This window comes from Zoogloea sp., from assembly GCF_041914405.1.
Classification (GTDB): Bacteria; Pseudomonadota; Gammaproteobacteria; order Burkholderiales; family Rhodocyclaceae; genus Zoogloea.
Window position 1 is genome coordinate 1 of the sequence record NZ_JAYSDK010000004.1, and the last position, 16,869, is coordinate 16,869.

13 protein-coding genes, 3 tRNA genes and 1 pseudogene are annotated in these 16,869 nt (G+C 65.4%); 13 read left to right on the top strand and 4 right to left on the bottom strand.

The genetic code is table 11. The features are described from left to right. From ACE3RX_RS03325 to ACE3RX_RS03365, 9 genes and pseudogenes are all read left to right on the top strand, one after another. Positions 1-263: pseudogene (locus ACE3RX_RS03325) on the top strand (4-hydroxy-2-oxovalerate aldolase); the annotation flags it as partial. Between the two features lie 103 nt (positions 264-366). Then, entirely contained in the window at positions 367-1,344 is a 978-nt protein-coding gene (locus tag ACE3RX_RS03330) for an AraC family transcriptional regulator (RefSeq protein WP_374480302.1), read from the top strand. A gap of 160 nt (positions 1,345-1,504) precedes the next feature. Next, a complete protein-coding gene (locus ACE3RX_RS03335; RefSeq protein WP_374480304.1) occupies positions 1,505-2,734 on the top strand; it encodes a styrene monooxygenase/indole monooxygenase family protein in 1,230 nt (409 codons plus the stop codon). A gap of 78 nt (positions 2,735-2,812) precedes the next feature. Continuing rightward, positions 2,813-3,994 carry an OmpP1/FadL family transporter gene (locus ACE3RX_RS03340; RefSeq protein WP_374480306.1) on the top strand — a complete coding sequence of 394 codons (1,182 nt, stop codon included), beginning with the start codon at positions 2,813-2,815 and terminating at the stop codon, positions 3,992-3,994. 118 nt (positions 3,995-4,112) lie between these two features. Then, entirely contained in the window at positions 4,113-4,619 is a 507-nt protein-coding gene (locus tag ACE3RX_RS03345; protein ID WP_374480308.1) for a flavin reductase, read from the top strand. A 54-nt stretch (positions 4,620-4,673) separates the two neighbouring features. Then, a complete protein-coding gene (locus ACE3RX_RS03350) occupies positions 4,674-5,114 on the top strand; it encodes a hemerythrin domain-containing protein (protein WP_374480310.1) in 441 nt (146 codons plus the stop codon). A 129-nt stretch (positions 5,115-5,243) separates the two neighbouring features. Then, positions 5,244-5,319, top strand: a tRNA-Asn gene (locus ACE3RX_RS03355). Between the two features lie 9 nt (positions 5,320-5,328). Continuing rightward, a tRNA-Gly gene (locus ACE3RX_RS03360) sits at positions 5,329-5,404 on the top strand. 12 nt (positions 5,405-5,416) lie between these two features. Continuing rightward, positions 5,417-5,492, top strand: a tRNA-Lys gene (locus ACE3RX_RS03365). Positions 5,493-5,543: 51 nt separating this feature from the next. Here the strand turns inward: ACE3RX_RS03365 and ACE3RX_RS03370 are convergent. Continuing rightward, the gene (locus tag ACE3RX_RS03370) at positions 5,544-7,184 is read right to left on the bottom strand and encodes a SulP family inorganic anion transporter (RefSeq protein WP_374480312.1); all 1,641 of its coding nucleotides are present in this window, start codon (positions 7,182-7,184) and stop codon (positions 5,544-5,546) included. Between the two features lie 258 nt (positions 7,185-7,442). Between ACE3RX_RS03370 and ACE3RX_RS03375 the strand changes: the two genes are divergently transcribed. From ACE3RX_RS03375 to ACE3RX_RS03390, 4 genes are all read left to right on the top strand, one after another. Next, positions 7,443-8,261, top strand: a complete 819-nt coding sequence (locus ACE3RX_RS03375; protein ID WP_374480314.1) for an alpha/beta fold hydrolase — start codon at positions 7,443-7,445, stop codon at positions 8,259-8,261. A 130-nt stretch (positions 8,262-8,391) separates the two neighbouring features. Next, complete coding sequence (locus ACE3RX_RS03380; RefSeq protein WP_374480316.1) at positions 8,392-8,868, top strand: hypothetical protein; 477 nt, start codon at positions 8,392-8,394, stop codon at positions 8,866-8,868. A gap of 128 nt (positions 8,869-8,996) precedes the next feature. Next, positions 8,997-9,527 (top strand): YkgJ family cysteine cluster protein, encoded by a 531-nt coding sequence (locus ACE3RX_RS03385; RefSeq protein ID WP_374480318.1) that lies wholly within the window; start codon positions 8,997-8,999, stop codon positions 9,525-9,527. Between the two features lie 87 nt (positions 9,528-9,614). Continuing rightward, the gene (locus ACE3RX_RS03390; protein ID WP_374480320.1) at positions 9,615-10,847 is read left to right on the top strand and encodes a DUF4382 domain-containing protein; all 1,233 of its coding nucleotides are present in this window, start codon (positions 9,615-9,617) and stop codon (positions 10,845-10,847) included. Positions 10,848-10,887: 40 nt separating this feature from the next. Here ACE3RX_RS03390 and ACE3RX_RS03395 read toward each other — a convergent pair whose 3' ends face one another. From ACE3RX_RS03395 to ACE3RX_RS03405, 3 genes are all read right to left on the bottom strand, one after another. Continuing rightward, positions 10,888-14,676, bottom strand: a complete 3,789-nt coding sequence (locus tag ACE3RX_RS03395; protein WP_374480322.1) for a PAS-domain containing protein — start codon at positions 14,674-14,676, stop codon at positions 10,888-10,890. Positions 14,677-14,729: 53 nt separating this feature from the next. Beyond that, positions 14,730-15,794, bottom strand: coding sequence for a diguanylate cyclase (locus tag ACE3RX_RS03400; protein ID WP_374480324.1), 1,065 nt, complete (start codon positions 15,792-15,794; stop codon positions 14,730-14,732). Between the two features lie 153 nt (positions 15,795-15,947). After that, on the bottom strand, positions 15,948-16,865 hold the full coding sequence (locus ACE3RX_RS03405) for a transglutaminase domain-containing protein (RefSeq protein WP_374480326.1): 918 nt from the start codon (positions 16,863-16,865) through the stop codon (positions 15,948-15,950). Between the last annotated feature and the right edge of the window lie 4 nt (positions 16,866-16,869).

Sequence of the window (16,869 nt, forward strand, 5' to 3'; positions counted from 1 at the left end):
ACGTCGCCGAAGACCTGGTGGTGCCGATCATGGACTTCCCGATCCGCATCGACCGGGATGCGCTGACCCTTGGCTACGCCGGCGTGTATGGCTCCTTCCTCCTGTTCGCCAAGCGCGCGTCCAAGAAGTACGGCGTGCCGGCGCGCGACATCCTCGTCGAACTGGGCCGTCGCGGCATGGTCGGCGGGCAGGAGGACATGATCGAAGATACGGCCATCACGATGGCCCGCGAGCGGGGGATTATTGCAGCCAATCCGATTTGATCAGTTCCTTTCACCGCTGCCGACGATTTAAGCTGAGACATTGAAGACAAGCCGGCAGCCTGAAAGATAAAGTGGGTCGCTGTCATTTTGCTCGGGGTGTGCAATGCAGAACAATCGCCTGACAGCTCTGGAGCTCCTGCAATCAAGGGATCTCGATGAGGCCCGGGTATTGGTCTCGGGGATATTCTGTGACCACCGCCTTTCCCTGGTGGATCGGCGTGGGCAATTGAACTATCAGCACCGCTATTTGCGGACGCCGGCAATGAGTTTCAGCATCATGAGTTACGGCGCGAATGTCCATGTGGCGCCCCAGGAACTCGACGGCTTCTTTCTCGTGCAATTGCCATTGCGTGGCGAAGACAGAATAGAGTCCGGCGATCAAGCCCGATTAAGCCAGCCCGGAAGTGGAACAATCCACTGTCCGGGACAGTCCTTTTCCATGAACTGGAGCTCAAACTGTTCGAAGCTGGTCGTCCGGATTGAGCGTGAAGCCATGGAACGCCATGCGTCCAACCTCCTTGGCCGGCCATTACGCCAGGCGCTGCAATTCGACACGGACCTGGATACCCGAAGCGGCGGCGGACAGGCCTGGGAAACGACCATCCGCCAACTTCTCCGCAGCCTGCAGCAGAACCCCGAACTGGTGGCGCACCCGTTGATGCGCGCGCAATTCGAGCAGCTGATCATGTCGGGCCTGCTGGTCTGGCAGGGCAACAGCCTCAGCGAGAGTTTAGGAAAACCAGAGCCCGAAGTCCTTCCCCGGCATCTCAAGGTCGCGGAAGACTACATGCGCGCCCACCTGGACTCCGCCATTACCAACGAACAGCTGGCCGAATTGACGGGAATCAGCCTGCGCACGCTGTACAACAGTTTCCGGAAGTTTCGCGGCGTCAGCCCCATGCGCTACCTCAGGGACTTGCGTATGGAAAAGGTCCGCCAGGAATTGCTGGATACCAGCAGGCTCCGGAACGTGACCAGCGTGGCCACGCGCTGGGGCTTTTTCGAACTGGGCCGTTTTGCCGCCGAATACCGGAAGCGCTACGGAGAGTCGCCCAGCGACACCCTCAAGCGCGTTCCATGAGTGAATATTTCTTTTTGTCTCAATTCCGACAAATAAGTGCAAATTGCACTCACTGCACACATCCTGCAATAAGCGCATAGCCAATAGATTGTACTTGCCCGAAATTGACATCGCCTAGACGAATAGGCCCCAACAGACTTCAGAATCGGAGCAAGCGAACATGCGCAATATCACTATTGTCGGAGCAGGCCAGGCTGGGCTTCAGCTGGGTATTGGACTCCTTAATAAAGGGTATACGGTAAAGATCATATCCAACCGCACTGGCGAGGAAATTGCGAAGGGCAAGGTTCTTTCCAGTCAGTCCATGTACGACATGGCGCTGAGCCACGAAAGGGAATTGGGAATTGCCTTCTGGGACGCGGAATGCCCGCCGATCGAAGGCGCCCACATCCGCGCCGGCAATGCGGAAACCGGCCCCATGCTGGATTTCCGCTCACGCATGTCGGCCAGTGGCCAGTCGGTGGACCAACGGCTCAAGATGCCGCGCTGGATGGACGAATTCGAACGCCTCGGTGGCGACCTGGTGATCGGCGACGTGGACATGGCCGAGCTGGAACGTCTGGTGGACACCTCGGACCTGGTGCTCGTGGCGACCGGCAAGGGCGAACTGGGCAAGCTCTTCGAGCGGGACAGCGCCCGATGCACCTTCGACCGCCCGCAGCGCGCCATCGCCCTCACCTACGTCCATGGCATGGTGCCGCGGGAAGACTTCACGGCCCTGAACATCAACATCAACCCCGGCGTCGGCGAACTGGTGCATTTCCCCGCCCTGACCCACACCGGCCCCTGCGACATCATCAACATCGAATGCGTGATCGGCGGCCCGATGGACCGTTGGGATGCCGTGAAAACCCCGGCCGACCACCTCGCCATGACCAAGGCCCTGATTGCCGAATTCTTCCCGTGGGAAGCTCCGCGCTTCAAGGACATCCGCCTGACCGACGACAACGGCATCCTGTTTGGCCGCGTGACGCCCACCGTGCGCAACGCGATCGGCGTACTGCCCTCCGGCCGGACAGTGCTCGGCCTCGGCGACGTACTGGTGCTGAATGACCCGATGACCGGCCAGGGTTCGAACAACGCCTCCAAGGGCGCCAGCATGTATCTCGAGGCCATTGTGAACCGCGGCCAGGCCGGCTTCGACCGCGCCTGGATGGAAGCCCTCGCAGAACAGTACTGGGACTACGCTCAATGGTCCGCGCGCTTCACCAACAGCATGCTCGTTCCGCCTCCGCCCCATGTCATGCAGTTCCTGGGCACCTGCTGCCAGAACAGCGCACTGGCCCATAAATTCGCCGACGCCTTTAACGATCCCAAGAGCCTGTCCACCTGGTTCTACGACCCGGAAGCAACCGGTCGACTCATCGAAGAAATGGCACTGGCCGCCTGAACTCCGACCATCGCCGGCCAGCCTCCAACCGCCGGCGGCCAACACACTGGCAAGAACAAACGCATTCCGGAGCCCAACATGACCTACCCCCCAACCCGACGCCTTTCCTGTCCTGCTTGCGTACGCGTGGGCACCGCAGTCGCGGCCCTCGCCCTCTTTTCGTCCGCCCATGCGACCAACGGCCCAATGCCCCACGGCTATGGCATCAAGGCCATGGGCATGGGCGGCGCATCCATTGCCCTGCCCCAGGATGCCCTCGCCGCCGCCAACAACCCGGCCGGCATGGCATTTGTGGGTAATCGCCTCGATCTGGGACTGTCCGTGGTGATCGTGGACCCCAAGTCCAGCTTTGGCGGCACCGAGTTCAACGGGGACGGCGTCAAAGCCATCCCCGTGCCTGAACTGGGCTATAACCGGGTCATCGACGACCACCGATCCATCGGGATCTCGGTCTATGGCAACGGCGTGAGTACCGTGTATGACACGCCACTGCTGGGTGGCCGTGACAAGGACAGTGCCAAGCTGACCCAGATCATCGCGTCACCGACCTATGCCATTCAGCTTGCGCCGGGCTATGCACTCGGCGTCTCGGCGGATTTTGCCTATCAGCGCTTCAAGGTTGACGGTGTGCCCGATGCCCTCGGTGTGGAAAGTCCGGGGGCCGACTCCTCTACCGGGGTCGGCTTCAAGCTGGGCTGGTCTGGCCAGGTGAGCGAGCAGATCACCTTGGGCGCGATGTACTCGTCCCGCATCAGCATGGGCAAACTCAAAAAGTACAGCAACCTGCTGGCCCGTCACGGTGAGTTCGATATTCCGGAACGTTACGGGATCGGTGTGGCCTGGCGCCCGACAGCGAGCATCGTGGTGGCAGCCGACGTGATGCGCGTGAATTGGGGCGACCTGGACTCCCTGGCCAACGCGCTGACCGCCAGCGAGCCCGGCTTCGGCTGGCGCAGCCAGACGGTGACCCGCGCCGGTGTATCCTGGCAAGCCACGCCTGCCCTGACCTTGCGCACCGGGGTCAGCCATGGCCAGCAGATCGTCAGCCGGGAAAGCGCCACCCTCGACTATCTGGCCCCCGTCACGCCCCAGGATCACTTCACCCTGGGCGGCACGTATGCCCTCAGCAAGGACACGGAGGTATCCGTCATGTATGCCCGGGCCTTCGGCTCCGAAGTCCGCGGCAGCGGGCCGAGCAACGGGGTAAATGTCGATATGTCCCAGCACTGGGTCGGCGCCGCCATGGCTTTCAAGTGGTGATGCAACCCGCAACAGAACGACCGTAACAAGGGTGGAGCCAACCCGGCTCCGCCCTGTCAGGACGGCGCTGCCGCGCTTGGCAGCCTCTGTCCGAGTACGCTCAGAAAAGGAAACCTCCATGGTCAGCATCGACCTTTTTCGCGATGGCATGGCCCGCCTGACCGGCGCCGTCAATGTCATCACCACCGATGGCCCAAAGGGCTTTGCCGGCATGACCGCCACGGCAGTCTGCAGCGTGACCGATCAGCCCCCCACCCTGCTCACCTGCATCAACCGCTCGTCCTACGCTCATGCCATTTTCAGCGGCAACGGCGTGCTTTGCGTCAATGTACTGGCAGCCGAACAGCAGGAAGTGGCCCGACTCTTTGCCGACCGCAATGTGACGATGCCGGAACGCCTGACCCAGGTCGCCCATGAACACCTTCTGACCGGCAGTCCGGCCCTGAGCGGGGCTCTGGTCAGCTTTGACTGCCGAATCACGCAGCAACAGTCCTTGGGCTCCCACGATCTGTTTATCTGCGAAGTCCAGGCAGTCAAAATAGGGAATTCCGCCGCAGGACTGACCTATTTCGGACGTGAGTACCATGCAATCGGCCTGCCCGCCCTGGCTTCAGCCATCGGCTGAGTCGTGCCCGCCCCAACCACAAGAGATATCGAACAGCAACAAGGAGACACGCTGATGACCACGATTCCGGAATTCACCTGGAGCGATCGCTACCTGCTGGGACACAAAGCCATCGACGACACCCATCGGGAATTCGTCGAATGCGTGCACGCACTGCAAGAAGCCAGTGATGCCGACATCCCGGCGGCCCTGGAAGCCTTCATTCAGCACGCCGAAGCCCATTTCACCCAGGAAAACGGCTGGCTGAACGCTCCGGACTTTCCTGGCGGCGGCGAGTGCCATATCGAGGAACATGAAAAGGTGCTGAGCTCCGCCTATGACGTACGGGAGGTTGTGGCGCAGGGCCGATACGATGTCGCCCGCGCCTATGCCCAGGCACTTGTGGACTGGTTTCCAGGGCATGCGGATTACATGGATTCCGCCCTTGCCACCTGGCTCGTGAAACGCAGCCACAACGGGCGGCCTCTGGTATTCCGCCGCATGGAGACGGTGTAGAACAGAGCGAAGCGCCCCGGTTTACACGGCGCCAGGAGGGTCGGACAACTCCGCATGTTCACAAAAGCATCAAATGGGTGTTAGAATTATCAACTCGCTGAACGGTTGATCCGAAAGCGAAAAAACTATTCCTCGATAGCTCAGTCGGTAGAGCGCCGGACTGTTAATCCGTAGGTCCCTGGTTCGAGCCCAGGTCGAGGAGCCAGAATTCAATGCGGCAGTAGCTCAGTTGGTAGAGCGCAACCTTGCCAAGGTTGAGGTCGAGAGTTCGAGACTCTTCTGCCGCTCCAGTTTGAAGAAGTGGGTTGTTAGCTCAGTTGGTAGAGCAGCGGACTCTTAATCCGTAGGTCGAGTGTTCGAGTCACTCACAACCCACCACAGTATTGCCGGTAAAGGCCACCTTCGGGTGGCCTTTGTCATTTCCGGTCTTCAAACGCCCAGCCGCGACTGCGTAGCCTGTACGGCGTCATCCACGCTCCAATAGGCGGCGATGGCGTGGTCGGTTTCACCAATCAGGCCTGCGCGGGCCAACGCGTCGCGGATGCGGTCCTTTACGCGGGCGAGAGCCAGTTCAATGCCGGCGCTACGCAGGTTGGCGGCCAACTCGGCGAGCGCTTCGCTGGCCGTCACGTCCAGGTCATCGCACATCTCCAGGCTCAACACCACCACGCCCGGCCGCCGCTCAAGGGCCATCGAACGCACCGACTGGAAAGCCTGCTCGGCGTTGGCGAAGAACAACGGTTCATCCACCCGCAGGATAAGCAAGCCCGGCATGCGGAGCGCCTCAGCATGGCGCTGACAGTCCTGATAATCACGGGTGCCTGGCAACTGCCCCAGCTCCACCACCACCGGCTGCGCGAAGCGATGAATCGCCAGCAACAGGGACGAGCCGACAGCCAGCAACATGCCGAACAACACTCCAAACGCCAGCACCGCCACCGCCGCCATCACCGCCAACCAGGCATCGCCGCCCAGCCGCAAGCCGGTGATCACCGCTTTCGGCCACAGATTGTGGGACAGGATGCCGATCATCACCGCCGCCAGCACCGGCAGCGGCAGCAGGCCCAACGCATCGCGGGCGTGCCACAGCAACAAACCGAGGGTCAGCGCAGCCGCCAGCCCGGCCGCCTTGCTACGCGCCCCCGCCGAATAATTGGCGGCTGCCGCCGAGAAACCCGCGCCCACCGGCAAGCCCTGCAGGATGCCGCTCAGCAGGTTGCTGGCGCCGATAGCCAACAGCTCCCGGTCGGCATTCAGCGTGTCGCCTTTCTGCAAAGCCAACGAACGCACGGAGCCCCAGGACTCGGCGAACAGGATCAGCAGCAACGCCGGCGCCCATTCCGCCATTCGCAGCCAGCGCTCGGCACTCAGGGACGGCATCTCCAGGGCCAAGCTGCGCCACTCGATATGCCCCACCAGGGCAATACCACGCCCGCCCAGGTCGAAGCTTGCTGACGCCGCGATGCCCAGCGCCAGCACCACCAGCGACTGGGGCAGGAAGACCACTCGCCTCAAGCCGTGATGCACAGCCAGCCACAGCAAGAGCGCGAAAGCCCCTAGCCCGACGCTGGGCCAGTGGATCGCGTCCGCCACATCGAGCAGCCCCGCCACCAGTTGCCACGCATCTCGTCCCGGCACCTGCACCCCGGCCAGATGCGGCAGTTGCTTGAGCACGATGGTCACCGCCAGCCCCCACGCGAAGCCGCGCAGCACCGGCCGCGAGATGAAGGCGCCAATGGAACCGGTATGCAGCAGGCCCGCCATCACGAACAGCCCACCGGTCAGCAGCACCAGCGCGTAGCCCATCTCCGGCCCACCCACCGCCACCGCGGTGGCGAAGATCGCCGCGGCGGACGAGGTCGGCGCGACGATCGCGAAACGGCTGGTGCCGAACAGCGGATAGACGATCAGGCCGAGCAGCGCGGCCAGCAGCGCATGGGACGGCGAGACGCCGGCAATGGCCGCATAGGCCACCGATTCCGGCAACAACACACCCGCCACCGACAAGCCGGCGAGAATATCGCCCCATGGCAAGCTGGGAGCGGCGGGCAGCGCACGAAGAGGCGACATGGCAGACGAGACCTGGCAACTCGGCACGGGATGGAAAGATTATGCGCAATCCGCCCGGCCAGCGGGGTGCCTCGCATTCCTTTGCGCAGCCGCTAGGGTTATCCCTAGGGGGATTTACCGATTCCGTATTCTTACGTTAACGTCAACGTTATACAAAGACAAAGACGCGACGCTCACAGCACGGCATTCCGGATCTTCAGGCAATGCGGATCCGGCGCCCGGAGCGGCCCGCCCCAATACGCCAAAGGAGCAGCACCCATGCCCGAACTCGACGCCTCCTCCAGTATGGTCCAGGACATCTGGGTCGACCATCCCCGCGGCCGCCTGTTCACCCGCGTCTGGACGCCAGCTGACACGGAAACCGGCGCACTGCCGGCCGACCCCATCGTCCTGTTACACGACTCCCTCGGTTGCGTCGAACTGTGGCGCGACTTCCCGGCTGAACTCTGCGCCGCCACCGGCCGCCGCGTGATCGCCTACGACCGCCTGGGCTTCGGCCGCTCCGACCCGCGGAACGACACGCTGAACCTCGACTTCATCGCCGACGAAGCGCGCAGCTACTTCGCCGCCGTGCGCCGCCACTACGGCTTCACGGGCTTCATCATCCTTGGGCACAGCGTCGGCGGCGGCATGGCCGTCAATTGCGCGGCCCAGTTCCCCGATGACTGCAAGGCCGTCATCACCATCGCCGCCCAGGCCTTCCTGGAAGACCGCACGGTCGAAGGCATCCTCACCGCCAAGGAACAGTTCAAGGACGACAAGCAGGTGGATCGCCTGCGTAAATACCACGGGGACAAGGCCCGCTGGGTGCTCGACGCCTGGACCGAGACCTGGCTCGCCCCCGCTTTCTCCGACTGGTCCCTGCACCCTGTGCTGCCGAAGGTGAACTGTCCGCTGCTGGCCATCCACGGCCTCCACGACGAGTACGGCTCGACCCGCCACCCCGAACTGATCGGCGAACTGAGCAGCGGCCCTGCCCAGGTCGAGATCATCCCGGACACCTTCCACATGCCGCACCGGGAAAAGCCGGAGACCATCGTCACCCTGGTGGCGGACTTCATCGCGGCGCTGCCGTAAGCCCGGCGGAGCGGCGTGGTCGACGTCTGAACTCAATGCGCTTTTGCCGGGGTCGCAAGTGGACTAATCCGTGGGCGATGCGAGGGCAGCCTCATAAACTGCCCCCTTCGAACCCACGGAATCCCCTCCTGTGTCGCGTGCCACCCTCACCCTGCTGCTCAGCCTCATCAGCCTGAGCGCCGCCTCCCAGATGTCGCCTCCGCCGCTGCCGCCACCATCCCGCACGATCTTCAAGTGCGACGAGGGCAGCAAGACGGTCTATTCCGACTCACCCTGCCTCGGCGCCCAGCGCATCGACGTGGAGCCGACCCGAGGCGTGAGCAAGCTGTCCGGCAAGGAACGAATCGGACACGACGTCCAGCGCGAACAGTTCAAGGAGCAACTGTCCGACGCCCTCAAGCCGCTCAGCGGCATGGATCGCAGGCAATACGCTACCTTCGAACGCCGCTCCAAGCTCAACCCTGACGCCCAGCAGGAATGCCGGCGTCTCGACACCCACATACCACCTCTCGAACGCCAGGAACTGCAAGTCAGCGGAGCCGAACTTGCCGCCGTTCAGCAACGTCTCTTCGCACTGCGCAAGCGTTACCGGGAGCTGGGCTGCTAGGCGGCAATGGGGGATCCCGCGCGGCAGCGGACGAATGAATCGCCACCAACCGGAGATTGCGGCCTCATCGTTAGCCGCGTCAGGGCCTGTGCAAGAATAACGTCCCGCCGTCGACACCCGCCTCGCCCATGCCCGCCGATCGCCCTGGACTTGTCCAGCTCCATTCCGACATCGACTTCCGCGTCGCCGACATCCGTGCCGTTCACCCGGACTGGCTATGTGCCAAAGGTTGCGCGACCTGCTGCCGACGCCTCGCCGACGTGCCGCAACTCACCGCTGCCGAATGGACCCTGCTGCAGGAAGGCCTCGCCGCGCTGTCGCCCCAGCGCCTGCAAGACATCACCGCTGCGATGGCCACCCTCGGCACCTCTCCGGCGCGCCCCGTCACCTGCCCGCTTCTCGACCCCGCGACCGACGCCTGCCTCGTCTACGTCCATCGCCCGGTAGCCTGCCGCAGCTACGGCTTCTACGCGCAGCGGGACAAGGGCCTGTACTGCCATGACATCGAAGCCCACGTGGCCGAAGGCCGGCTCGACGATGTGGTGTGGGGCAACCACGATGCCATCGACCAGCGCCTCGCCAAGCTCGGTGAAAGTCGAGCGCTGACTGCATGGTTCACCGAGTGGCAGCAGACAACGGATAACGCAGCCCCCTGCTAACCCCTGCACATTTGCTTACCGACACTTACTTCCTCTAACGGAACCCCTCACTAGAATCGAAAAACAACGTATCTGAAAGGGGACATCATGTCGCAGCATCCACACGCCTTTACCGGGCGCAAGGCTGTCAAATGGTTCGGACTGGGGCTCATCGCCTCGGGGCTTGCCGCATGTGGCGGTGGAGGTGGCGGTTCGAGCACGGACACCGGCACGCTGCGACTGGCGATGACCGACGCACCGTCCTGCGGCTACCAGCACGTCTATGTGACCGTCACCAAGATTCGCGTCCACCAGAGCGCCGCCGCTGGCGCCGATGACGCGGGCTGGAGCGAGCTCAACATTCCGCCCCAGCGCATCGACCTGCTCGGGCTGACCAATGGGGTGCTGCAGGAACTGGGTTCCCTGCCCCTGCCCGCCGGAACCTACCAGCAGGTGCGCCTGCTGCTAGCCGACAACCCGGCCAACCCGACGCCCGCCAATCCACTGGCCAACGCCATTGTTCCGGCTGGATCGAACAACGAGATCGCGCTGACTACACCCAGCGGCCAGCAGAGTGGCTTCAAGCTGCAGGCCAAGTTCGACGTGACTGGCAACCAACTCGCCGACATGGTGCTCGACTTCGACGCCTGCAAATCGGTCGTGAAAGCCGGCAATTCCGGCCAGTACAACCTGAAGCCAGTGGTGGCAGTCATAAAGCGCCTGACGACAGCCATCGTCGGCTATGTGAATCCGGACCTCGCACCGGGCATGGTGGTCTCCACCCGCGACCCGGACAACAACCTGCGGGCCACCGTACCGGATGCGACGACCGGCAAATTCACGCTGGCCTACCTGCCCGAAGGCGGCAACTACACCGTCGTACTGAGCGGCCAGAACCTGACCACCGCGGCGGTCACCGGCGTACCCGTGTCCCTCGCCACCGGCACCACGCCGGTCAATCCGCTCACAGCGCCGATCAATCCACCCGCGTCGAATAGCGCCGGCCTGGCCGGCATGGTCACCAACGCCAGCGCCGTCGCGCTCACCGACGCACAGGTATCAGTGCGGCAGGCACTCACCTCCGGCCAGATCCTCGATGTGGCGTGGACCGCGGTCGATCCGCTGTCCGCCGGCTACAACCTGACCCTGCCGCTGGCAGCTCCGCTGAAAGCCACCTATGCAGGCGGCAACGCGCTGAGCTTCACGACGGATGCGGTGGCGCCCGGCGCCTACAACGTGACCGCAACGGCCAACGGCTACACCGGTCAGAGCACCGCACCGGGGGTCATCCTTGGCGCACCAGGCAGCACCACGGTCAAGAACCTGATACTGGTGCCCTGACCACGCCGGGGTGGGCGCCACTACGGCCCGCCCCGCGTTTTCACAACTCCGCGTAACGACCCCGTAGCCGCGCCTCTGCAGCGGCAAAATGCAGGGTGTCGATGAGCTGCCCGAGCGCGTCGGCCTCGTCGGCCCCGAAGCGGGCGGCCAGGCCGGCACGGAGGCCCTCGAAGATCCGCAGGGCGTCCACGTCCTGCTCCGCCAGTGCGGCAAGCAGGGCCTCCAGCGCGGCGCGATCAAGCTCGGCGGGAGGCTTCTCCGCCTCGTCGGCAGCCTGCGCCGGGGCATCCAGCAAGGGCGCCAGGTCAGCCCGCAACCTTGCCATCACCGTCTCCAGCGCATCGAGCAACGGCGCCGGGTCGGTATCGGATGCGCCGGCAAACGCGGCTTCCAGGCGGCCGGCGAGTCCGAACACTTCGCCGGCAGCAACATTGCCGGCCAGACCCTTCAGCTTGTGGGCCCGCTGGGCCGCCGCCTCCCTGCCCTCGCCGGCCAGATCGGCGCGCATCTGGGCGGCCACTTCTGAGAACTCGTCGCGCAGGCCGCGCAGGGCCCGCAGGAACAGGGTGCGATCATCCAGAAAGCGCTCCCTGGCTTCCTCGGCGTCAATTCCCGGGATGGCCGGGAAGGCTTCGCCGCTCGCCGGCAGGACACTGGGCGTAGGCAGCAACCGGGCGCGGCGTGCCTTGTCACCGACATGGCGCAGAATCGTCGCAACCATCGTATCCAGCTCGAAGGGCTTGGTCAGGAAGCCCGACATCCCGGCCGCGAAAGCCCGTTCACGCTGGCTGGGCAACACGCCGGCAGTGAGGGCGATGATCGGCAGCTCAACGAGCCCCAGCTCACCGCGGATCCGCCGGGTGGCCTCCAGGCCGTCCATGACCGGCATCTGCACGTCCATCAGAACCAGGTCGAAGGCCCCAGGCTCGAGGCGTAGCGACGCGACGGCGGCTTCGCCGTTGTCCATCAGCTCCACCGTTGCCCCTTCGAACTCCAGCAGCCGGCGGGCCACGTCCTGATTGACGGCGCTGTCGTCGACCACCAGCACGCGGATACCGACCAGGCGGGCACGGTCCCCGCCCCCGGCGGCGTGGACTTCCAGCACCTCCGCCATGTCGGCCCGCTCGAAGGAAAGCTCGAACCAGAATTCGCTGCCCTCGCCAAGCTTGCTGTTCACGCCGATTTCGCCCCCCATCAGGCCGACCAGCTGGCGGCAGATCGCCAGGCCCAGGCCGGTACCTCCAAAGCGGCGGCTGGTGGACGCATCGGCCTGCACGAAGGCATCGAACAGGCGAGTGATCTTGTCGGGGGCGATGCCGATGCCGGTATCCCGCACCGAGAAGCGCAGGCGGACCGCGTCAGCATCCCCACCTACGACCTGCACCGCCAGCGCCACCTCGCCGGCGGGGGTGAACTTGATCGCGTTGCCGGCCAGGTTGTGCAGTATCTGCGCCAGGCGCTGGGCATCTCCGACCAGCGCGTGCACATCGGCCGGCAGCGGCTCGAGGCGCAGGCTCAGCCGCTTGGCGGCGGCCGAAGCGGTCAGCACGTCCACCAGGTGGCTCATCACGTTGGCCAGCACGAAGGGTTCCGGCGCCAACTCGAAGTGGCCGGCCTCGATCTTGGAGAAGTCGAGGATGTCGTTGATGACCGCCACTAAGCCGCGGCTGGCGGTCTGCACGGTATGCACCAGGTGGCGTTGCTCGGCGTCGAGGCGGCCGCGCGCCAGCACCTGCACGGTACCGACGATGGCGTTGAGCGGGGTGCGGATCTCGTGGCTCATGTTGGCGAGGAAATCGCTCTTCGCCTGGTTGGCGCTCTCGGCCTGGTGGCGCGCCTCCTGCAACACCCGTTCGGCTTCCCGGTGGCTGCTGATGTCGGTGTAGGTCAGCAGCGTCCACCCGTCGGGCAGCGGCGTGCCCTGGATCTTCAGCGTCACGCCATTGAACTGGGTGCGCTCGAAGGCCACCGGCTTGGCGTCCTCCATGGCCTTCACGAAGCCCGCCAGGACCTGTTCTGCGCTCGCGTCGCCGTGGTCGCCGCGGGCCACGTTGAAGCGCACGAAATCGTCGAAACGCACGCCAGCGCGCCCGCACAGTTCCGGCGGGTAGTCGAGCAGCACCATGAAGAGGCGGTTGTGCAGCACCAGGTTGCGCTGCTCGTCATAGACGACGAGGCCGAAGGGGATGCTCTCGATCACCCCGCGCAGCAGGCTGGTCTGCCGCTCCAGGTTGCGGTTGGCGTTTTCCGTCTCGAGGCTGCGCACGCGCAGTTCGCCATTCGCCGCTTCCAGATCCTGCTGGATGCGCTTCAGGTCGGTCACGTCGAAGAAGGTCGCCAAAAAGACCCCGTCCAGCGACACGCCCGACATCTCCACGTCGCGCTCGCTGCCGTCCTGGCAACGCACGCGGATCTCCAGCGACGTGGTAGCGCACTGCTCCACCAGGCCCTGCTGCACGGCGGCCGCCCACTTCGCCTTGGCCCAGGCCTGGTAATCGGGGGCGGGCACCGCGTGGCGCCACCAGTCGTCGAGGCTGCGCAGCTGGCTCTCGGTATAACCGAACAAGCGCACGAACTGCTCGTTGCGCATGGTGATCCGCTCGTCCTCGATCACGCCGATGGCAATCGGGGCATGTCGGATGAAGCTGCGGAAGCGGTTACGCGCCGCCTCCAGCTCCCCGGTCCGTTCGGCAACCCGCGTCTCCAGCCCCGCCGCCGCCTCGCGGAGGGCTTCCCGCCGGGCCAGCAGACTGTGGGTCATGGCCTGCAGCGCGGCGGCAAGATCCCGGACTTCGGTAGTACGCGAGCGGACCTCGGGCAGCCGCTCTTCGGCGCCCTGCTGCACCCGGTGGGCGGCTTCCGCCAGTTGTTCGAGGGGCTTGCTGAGACGGCGGGCGAACAGGAAGGCAACGGCCCCGAGAATCAGCGTGGTCAGTACGGCCAGCAGCAGCTGGGTCTGGCGCAGGGCGGCAATTGGCGCGAAGGCCTTGTCCACCGGCATTCGCACCACGATCCGCCAGCCGAGGGCCGCCGCTGCGGAACTCGGCAGCCGCGCCGCCGCGGTGAAGAACTGCCCTTCCTGGCCCCACGCCACCTGCGCGTAGCCCACATCCCGCGGCAACTCCAGCGGCACTTCACCGCTACCGACGGCCTTGTACGGGTAGAGCACCGCATTGCTGCGGTTGAGAACATACACCTCGACCTGGTCGCCGAGCGCCTCCGCCGGCAGGGCCGTCGCAATGATGTGCTCGACCCAGCTCCAGTGGGAGTGGCTGGCCAGGATGCCGCGCCAACCGCCCTGCTCGTCATAAATCGGCGACGCGAAGTCGACGAAGCGCAAGGGCTCGCCGGAACTCGGCCGAGGCAAGTGCTTGGCCAGCAGCACGGCTTCGTGGACATCGCCGATGTAGGGACGCTTCTGGCCCTCGATGAACCACGGACGTTCCTGCACCTTAGCGCCGACCAGCACACCGTCGGCAGAATTGAGGACCAGGCCGTCAGATCCGGCAACCCCGATCCAGGCGTACTGGGGATGGGAGTGCTTCATGCGCTCCAGCACGCCGCGCAATTCGGTCGCCCCGAGGCTGCCGCGGGTCAGCGCCGGCGACTGGGCCAGCAGGGTGATCTCCCGCGCCCGCTCCTGCACGTTGCTATCCAGCTGGACGGCGATCGCGTGGGCCAGGTCGCGCAGCGCAGCGCCCCGCTCGCGGGTCAGGGCCGCGGTGGTGAGCTGCTCGAGATAGAGGTTGTGCCCCAGCGCAACGGCCAGGGACAAACCGCCGAACAGCAGGGTCAGACGGGCACGGAAGGAATAGAGCCAGGCGGGCATGGTGCTCCGGAAAGGAAAGGCGCGACGAGCCGACGATCACGCCGTCCATGATCTCAGCATGGCGCTCCGCCGTCACGCGGCTCGAACAGGTGGTCGGCATCGTGGCCCGGTGCAACGATGCCGATCCGGTCCACCACGCGCGCGCGGCCCATGGCCTTGGCCGCATACAGCGCCTCGTCGGCAAGGGCCAGCAAGGCCTCCGGACCCGCCAGGCAACGCGGCGCCTGGTCGCAGTCATGGCAGGCCCCGCGGGGCGGCTCGACGCCTTCACAGGGCAGCGCCAGCGTGGCGACCCCGACACTGATGCTGACATGCGCCGCGGCCGATGACGCGGCATGGGGAACCCCCAGCGCCGCAACGCCCTGGCACAGGCTCTCGCCGAGGTGGAAGGCATCGAAGGCGGCGGTAGCCGGCAGCAATAACGCGAACTCCTCGCCGCCGTAGCGCGCCACCAGGTCGCCGGCCCGCCGGGCGGTCTGCACCAGCACGCGGGCCACCGTGCGCAGGCAGGCATCGCCGGCCGGATGGCCGTAGGTGTCGTTGAAGCGCTTGAAGTAATCCACGTCCACCATCAGCAGCGACAAGGGTGCGCGGCTGCGCATGGCGCGCCGCCATTCCAGCTGCAGGCCTTCGTCGAAGGCGCGCCGGTTGGCGATGCCGGTCAGCGCATCGGTGGCGGTCAGGCGGCGCAGTTCGTCGCTCTGGCGCTTGAGGGCCAGGTGGGTGCGAACCCGCGCCTGGACAACCGGCGGGTTGAGCGGCTTGGGAATGAAATCCACTGCGCCGATCGTCAGGGCATGGGTTTCCGAGGCGGTGTCGGTGTGGGCCGTGACGAAGATCACCGGCACATGGGCCAGCGCCGGGTCGGCCTTGAGCTGGCGGCAGGTCTCGTAGCCGCCCAGGCCGGGCATCTCGGCATCGAGCAGCACCAGGTCCGGCGGGTTCTGGCGGATCTGCAGCAGCGCATCCTCGCCGCTGGTGGCGAAGTGGATGCGCGCCATGCCTACCAGCAGGCGGCTCAGCAGGCGCACCATGCTGGGGTCGTCATCAACCACCAGCAGGCGTTGCAGGGGCTCGGCGGGGTCCGGATTCTGGGCATCCACGACAGGAGGTCTCATCTGGCTCGGTGTCTGTCATATCGTAGCGGAAGCCGCCGCTCCCGGCATGACCATGGCGATTCCGGATGCCGTGAGGACAAATTCATTCGCCCAGTCTGACTGCATCGGCCACCGCCACCGATGCACTGCCTCAGTACTCGACCACCACCGCGATCAGGCAGGCTCGGCCCGCTCGGCGTCCGGCATCACGGTGACGCGCACTTCCGGCGCCTGGGCCAGGCCACCGAGGATCACCCCACGCAATGGCGACACATCCTGGAAATCACGCCCCCAGCCGAGGGTCACGTGGCGCAGGTCGGGCTGGATGCCGTTGGTCGGGTCATACTCGACCCAGCCGTTCGTCGGGCACCACACCGCCACCCAGGCGTGGGAGGCATCGGCACCGACCAGCCGCGGCTTGCCCGGCGGCGGGTCGGTGAGCAGGTAGCCGGACATGTAGCGGGCCGGCAGGCCAACCGAGCGCAGCGCGGCGATCATCAGATGGGCGAAGTCCTGGCACACGCCGCGCTTGCGCTGGAGCACCTCGTGGACCGGGGTGTTCACCTCGGTGGCCTTGGCGTCGAAGGTGAAGGTCTTGAAGATCACCTCCATCAGCGCCTGAGCGCCGGCCAGCAGCGGCTCGCCGGGCCGGAAGGCTTCGCGGGCGAAGGCCGCCAGCGCAGCGCTGCAGGGCACCCGCGGCGAGGCGTACAGGTAGCGCAGCGCATCGAGGGAATCCGCGCAGCGCGGCTCCGGGTGATAGCGCAGGCTGTCGCGCACGCTTTCCCACGGCGGCGATTCATCGGAGTCGGGCAGCACCCGGCTGCTCACCGTGACGTGGCTTTCGGCGCGCACCAGCAGGCCGTCGTGGGGCGTGTCGAGGGACAGCCAGGCCACCGGGTTGCCGAAGGCGTCCTCGCCCTCGCTGAGGTGGGCCAGATCCGGCTCGATGACGATGCGTCCGGACTCCCGGCTCTGCCACGGCAGTTCGCGGGGAATCAGGTGCAGCAGGTGCTGGGCCAGGGACACCGGCACGCCGCAGGGGGCGTATTCGGTTTCGTGGAGGATGGTGTAGGCGGCGGACCGGGTCATGGAG

Coding starts and splice junctions, on each gene's coding strand:
- ACE3RX_RS03330 (WP_374480302.1), top strand. CDS start 367: ATGCAGAACAATCGCCTGACAGCTCTGGAGCTCCTGCAATCAAGGGAT.
- ACE3RX_RS03335 (WP_374480304.1), top strand. CDS start 1,505: ATGCGCAATATCACTATTGTCGGAGCAGGCCAGGCTGGGCTTCAGCTG.
- ACE3RX_RS03340 (WP_374480306.1), top strand. CDS start 2,813: ATGACCTACCCCCCAACCCGACGCCTTTCCTGTCCTGCTTGCGTACGC.
- ACE3RX_RS03345 (WP_374480308.1), top strand. CDS start 4,113: ATGGTCAGCATCGACCTTTTTCGCGATGGCATGGCCCGCCTGACCGGC.
- ACE3RX_RS03350 (WP_374480310.1), top strand. CDS start 4,674: ATGACCACGATTCCGGAATTCACCTGGAGCGATCGCTACCTGCTGGGA.
- ACE3RX_RS03370 (WP_374480312.1), bottom strand. CDS start 7,184: ATGTCGCCTCTTCGTGCGCTGCCCGCCGCTCCCAGCTTGCCATGGGGC.
- ACE3RX_RS03375 (WP_374480314.1), top strand. CDS start 7,443: ATGCCCGAACTCGACGCCTCCTCCAGTATGGTCCAGGACATCTGGGTC.
- ACE3RX_RS03385 (WP_374480318.1), top strand. CDS start 8,997: ATGCCCGCCGATCGCCCTGGACTTGTCCAGCTCCATTCCGACATCGAC.
- ACE3RX_RS03390 (WP_374480320.1), top strand. CDS start 9,615: ATGTCGCAGCATCCACACGCCTTTACCGGGCGCAAGGCTGTCAAATGG.
- ACE3RX_RS03395 (WP_374480322.1), bottom strand. CDS start 14,676: ATGCCCGCCTGGCTCTATTCCTTCCGTGCCCGTCTGACCCTGCTGTTC.
- ACE3RX_RS03400 (WP_374480324.1), bottom strand. CDS start 15,794: ATGAGACCTCCTGTCGTGGATGCCCAGAATCCGGACCCCGCCGAGCCC.
- ACE3RX_RS03405 (WP_374480326.1), bottom strand. CDS start 16,865: ATGACCCGGTCCGCCGCCTACACCATCCTCCACGAAACCGAATACGCC.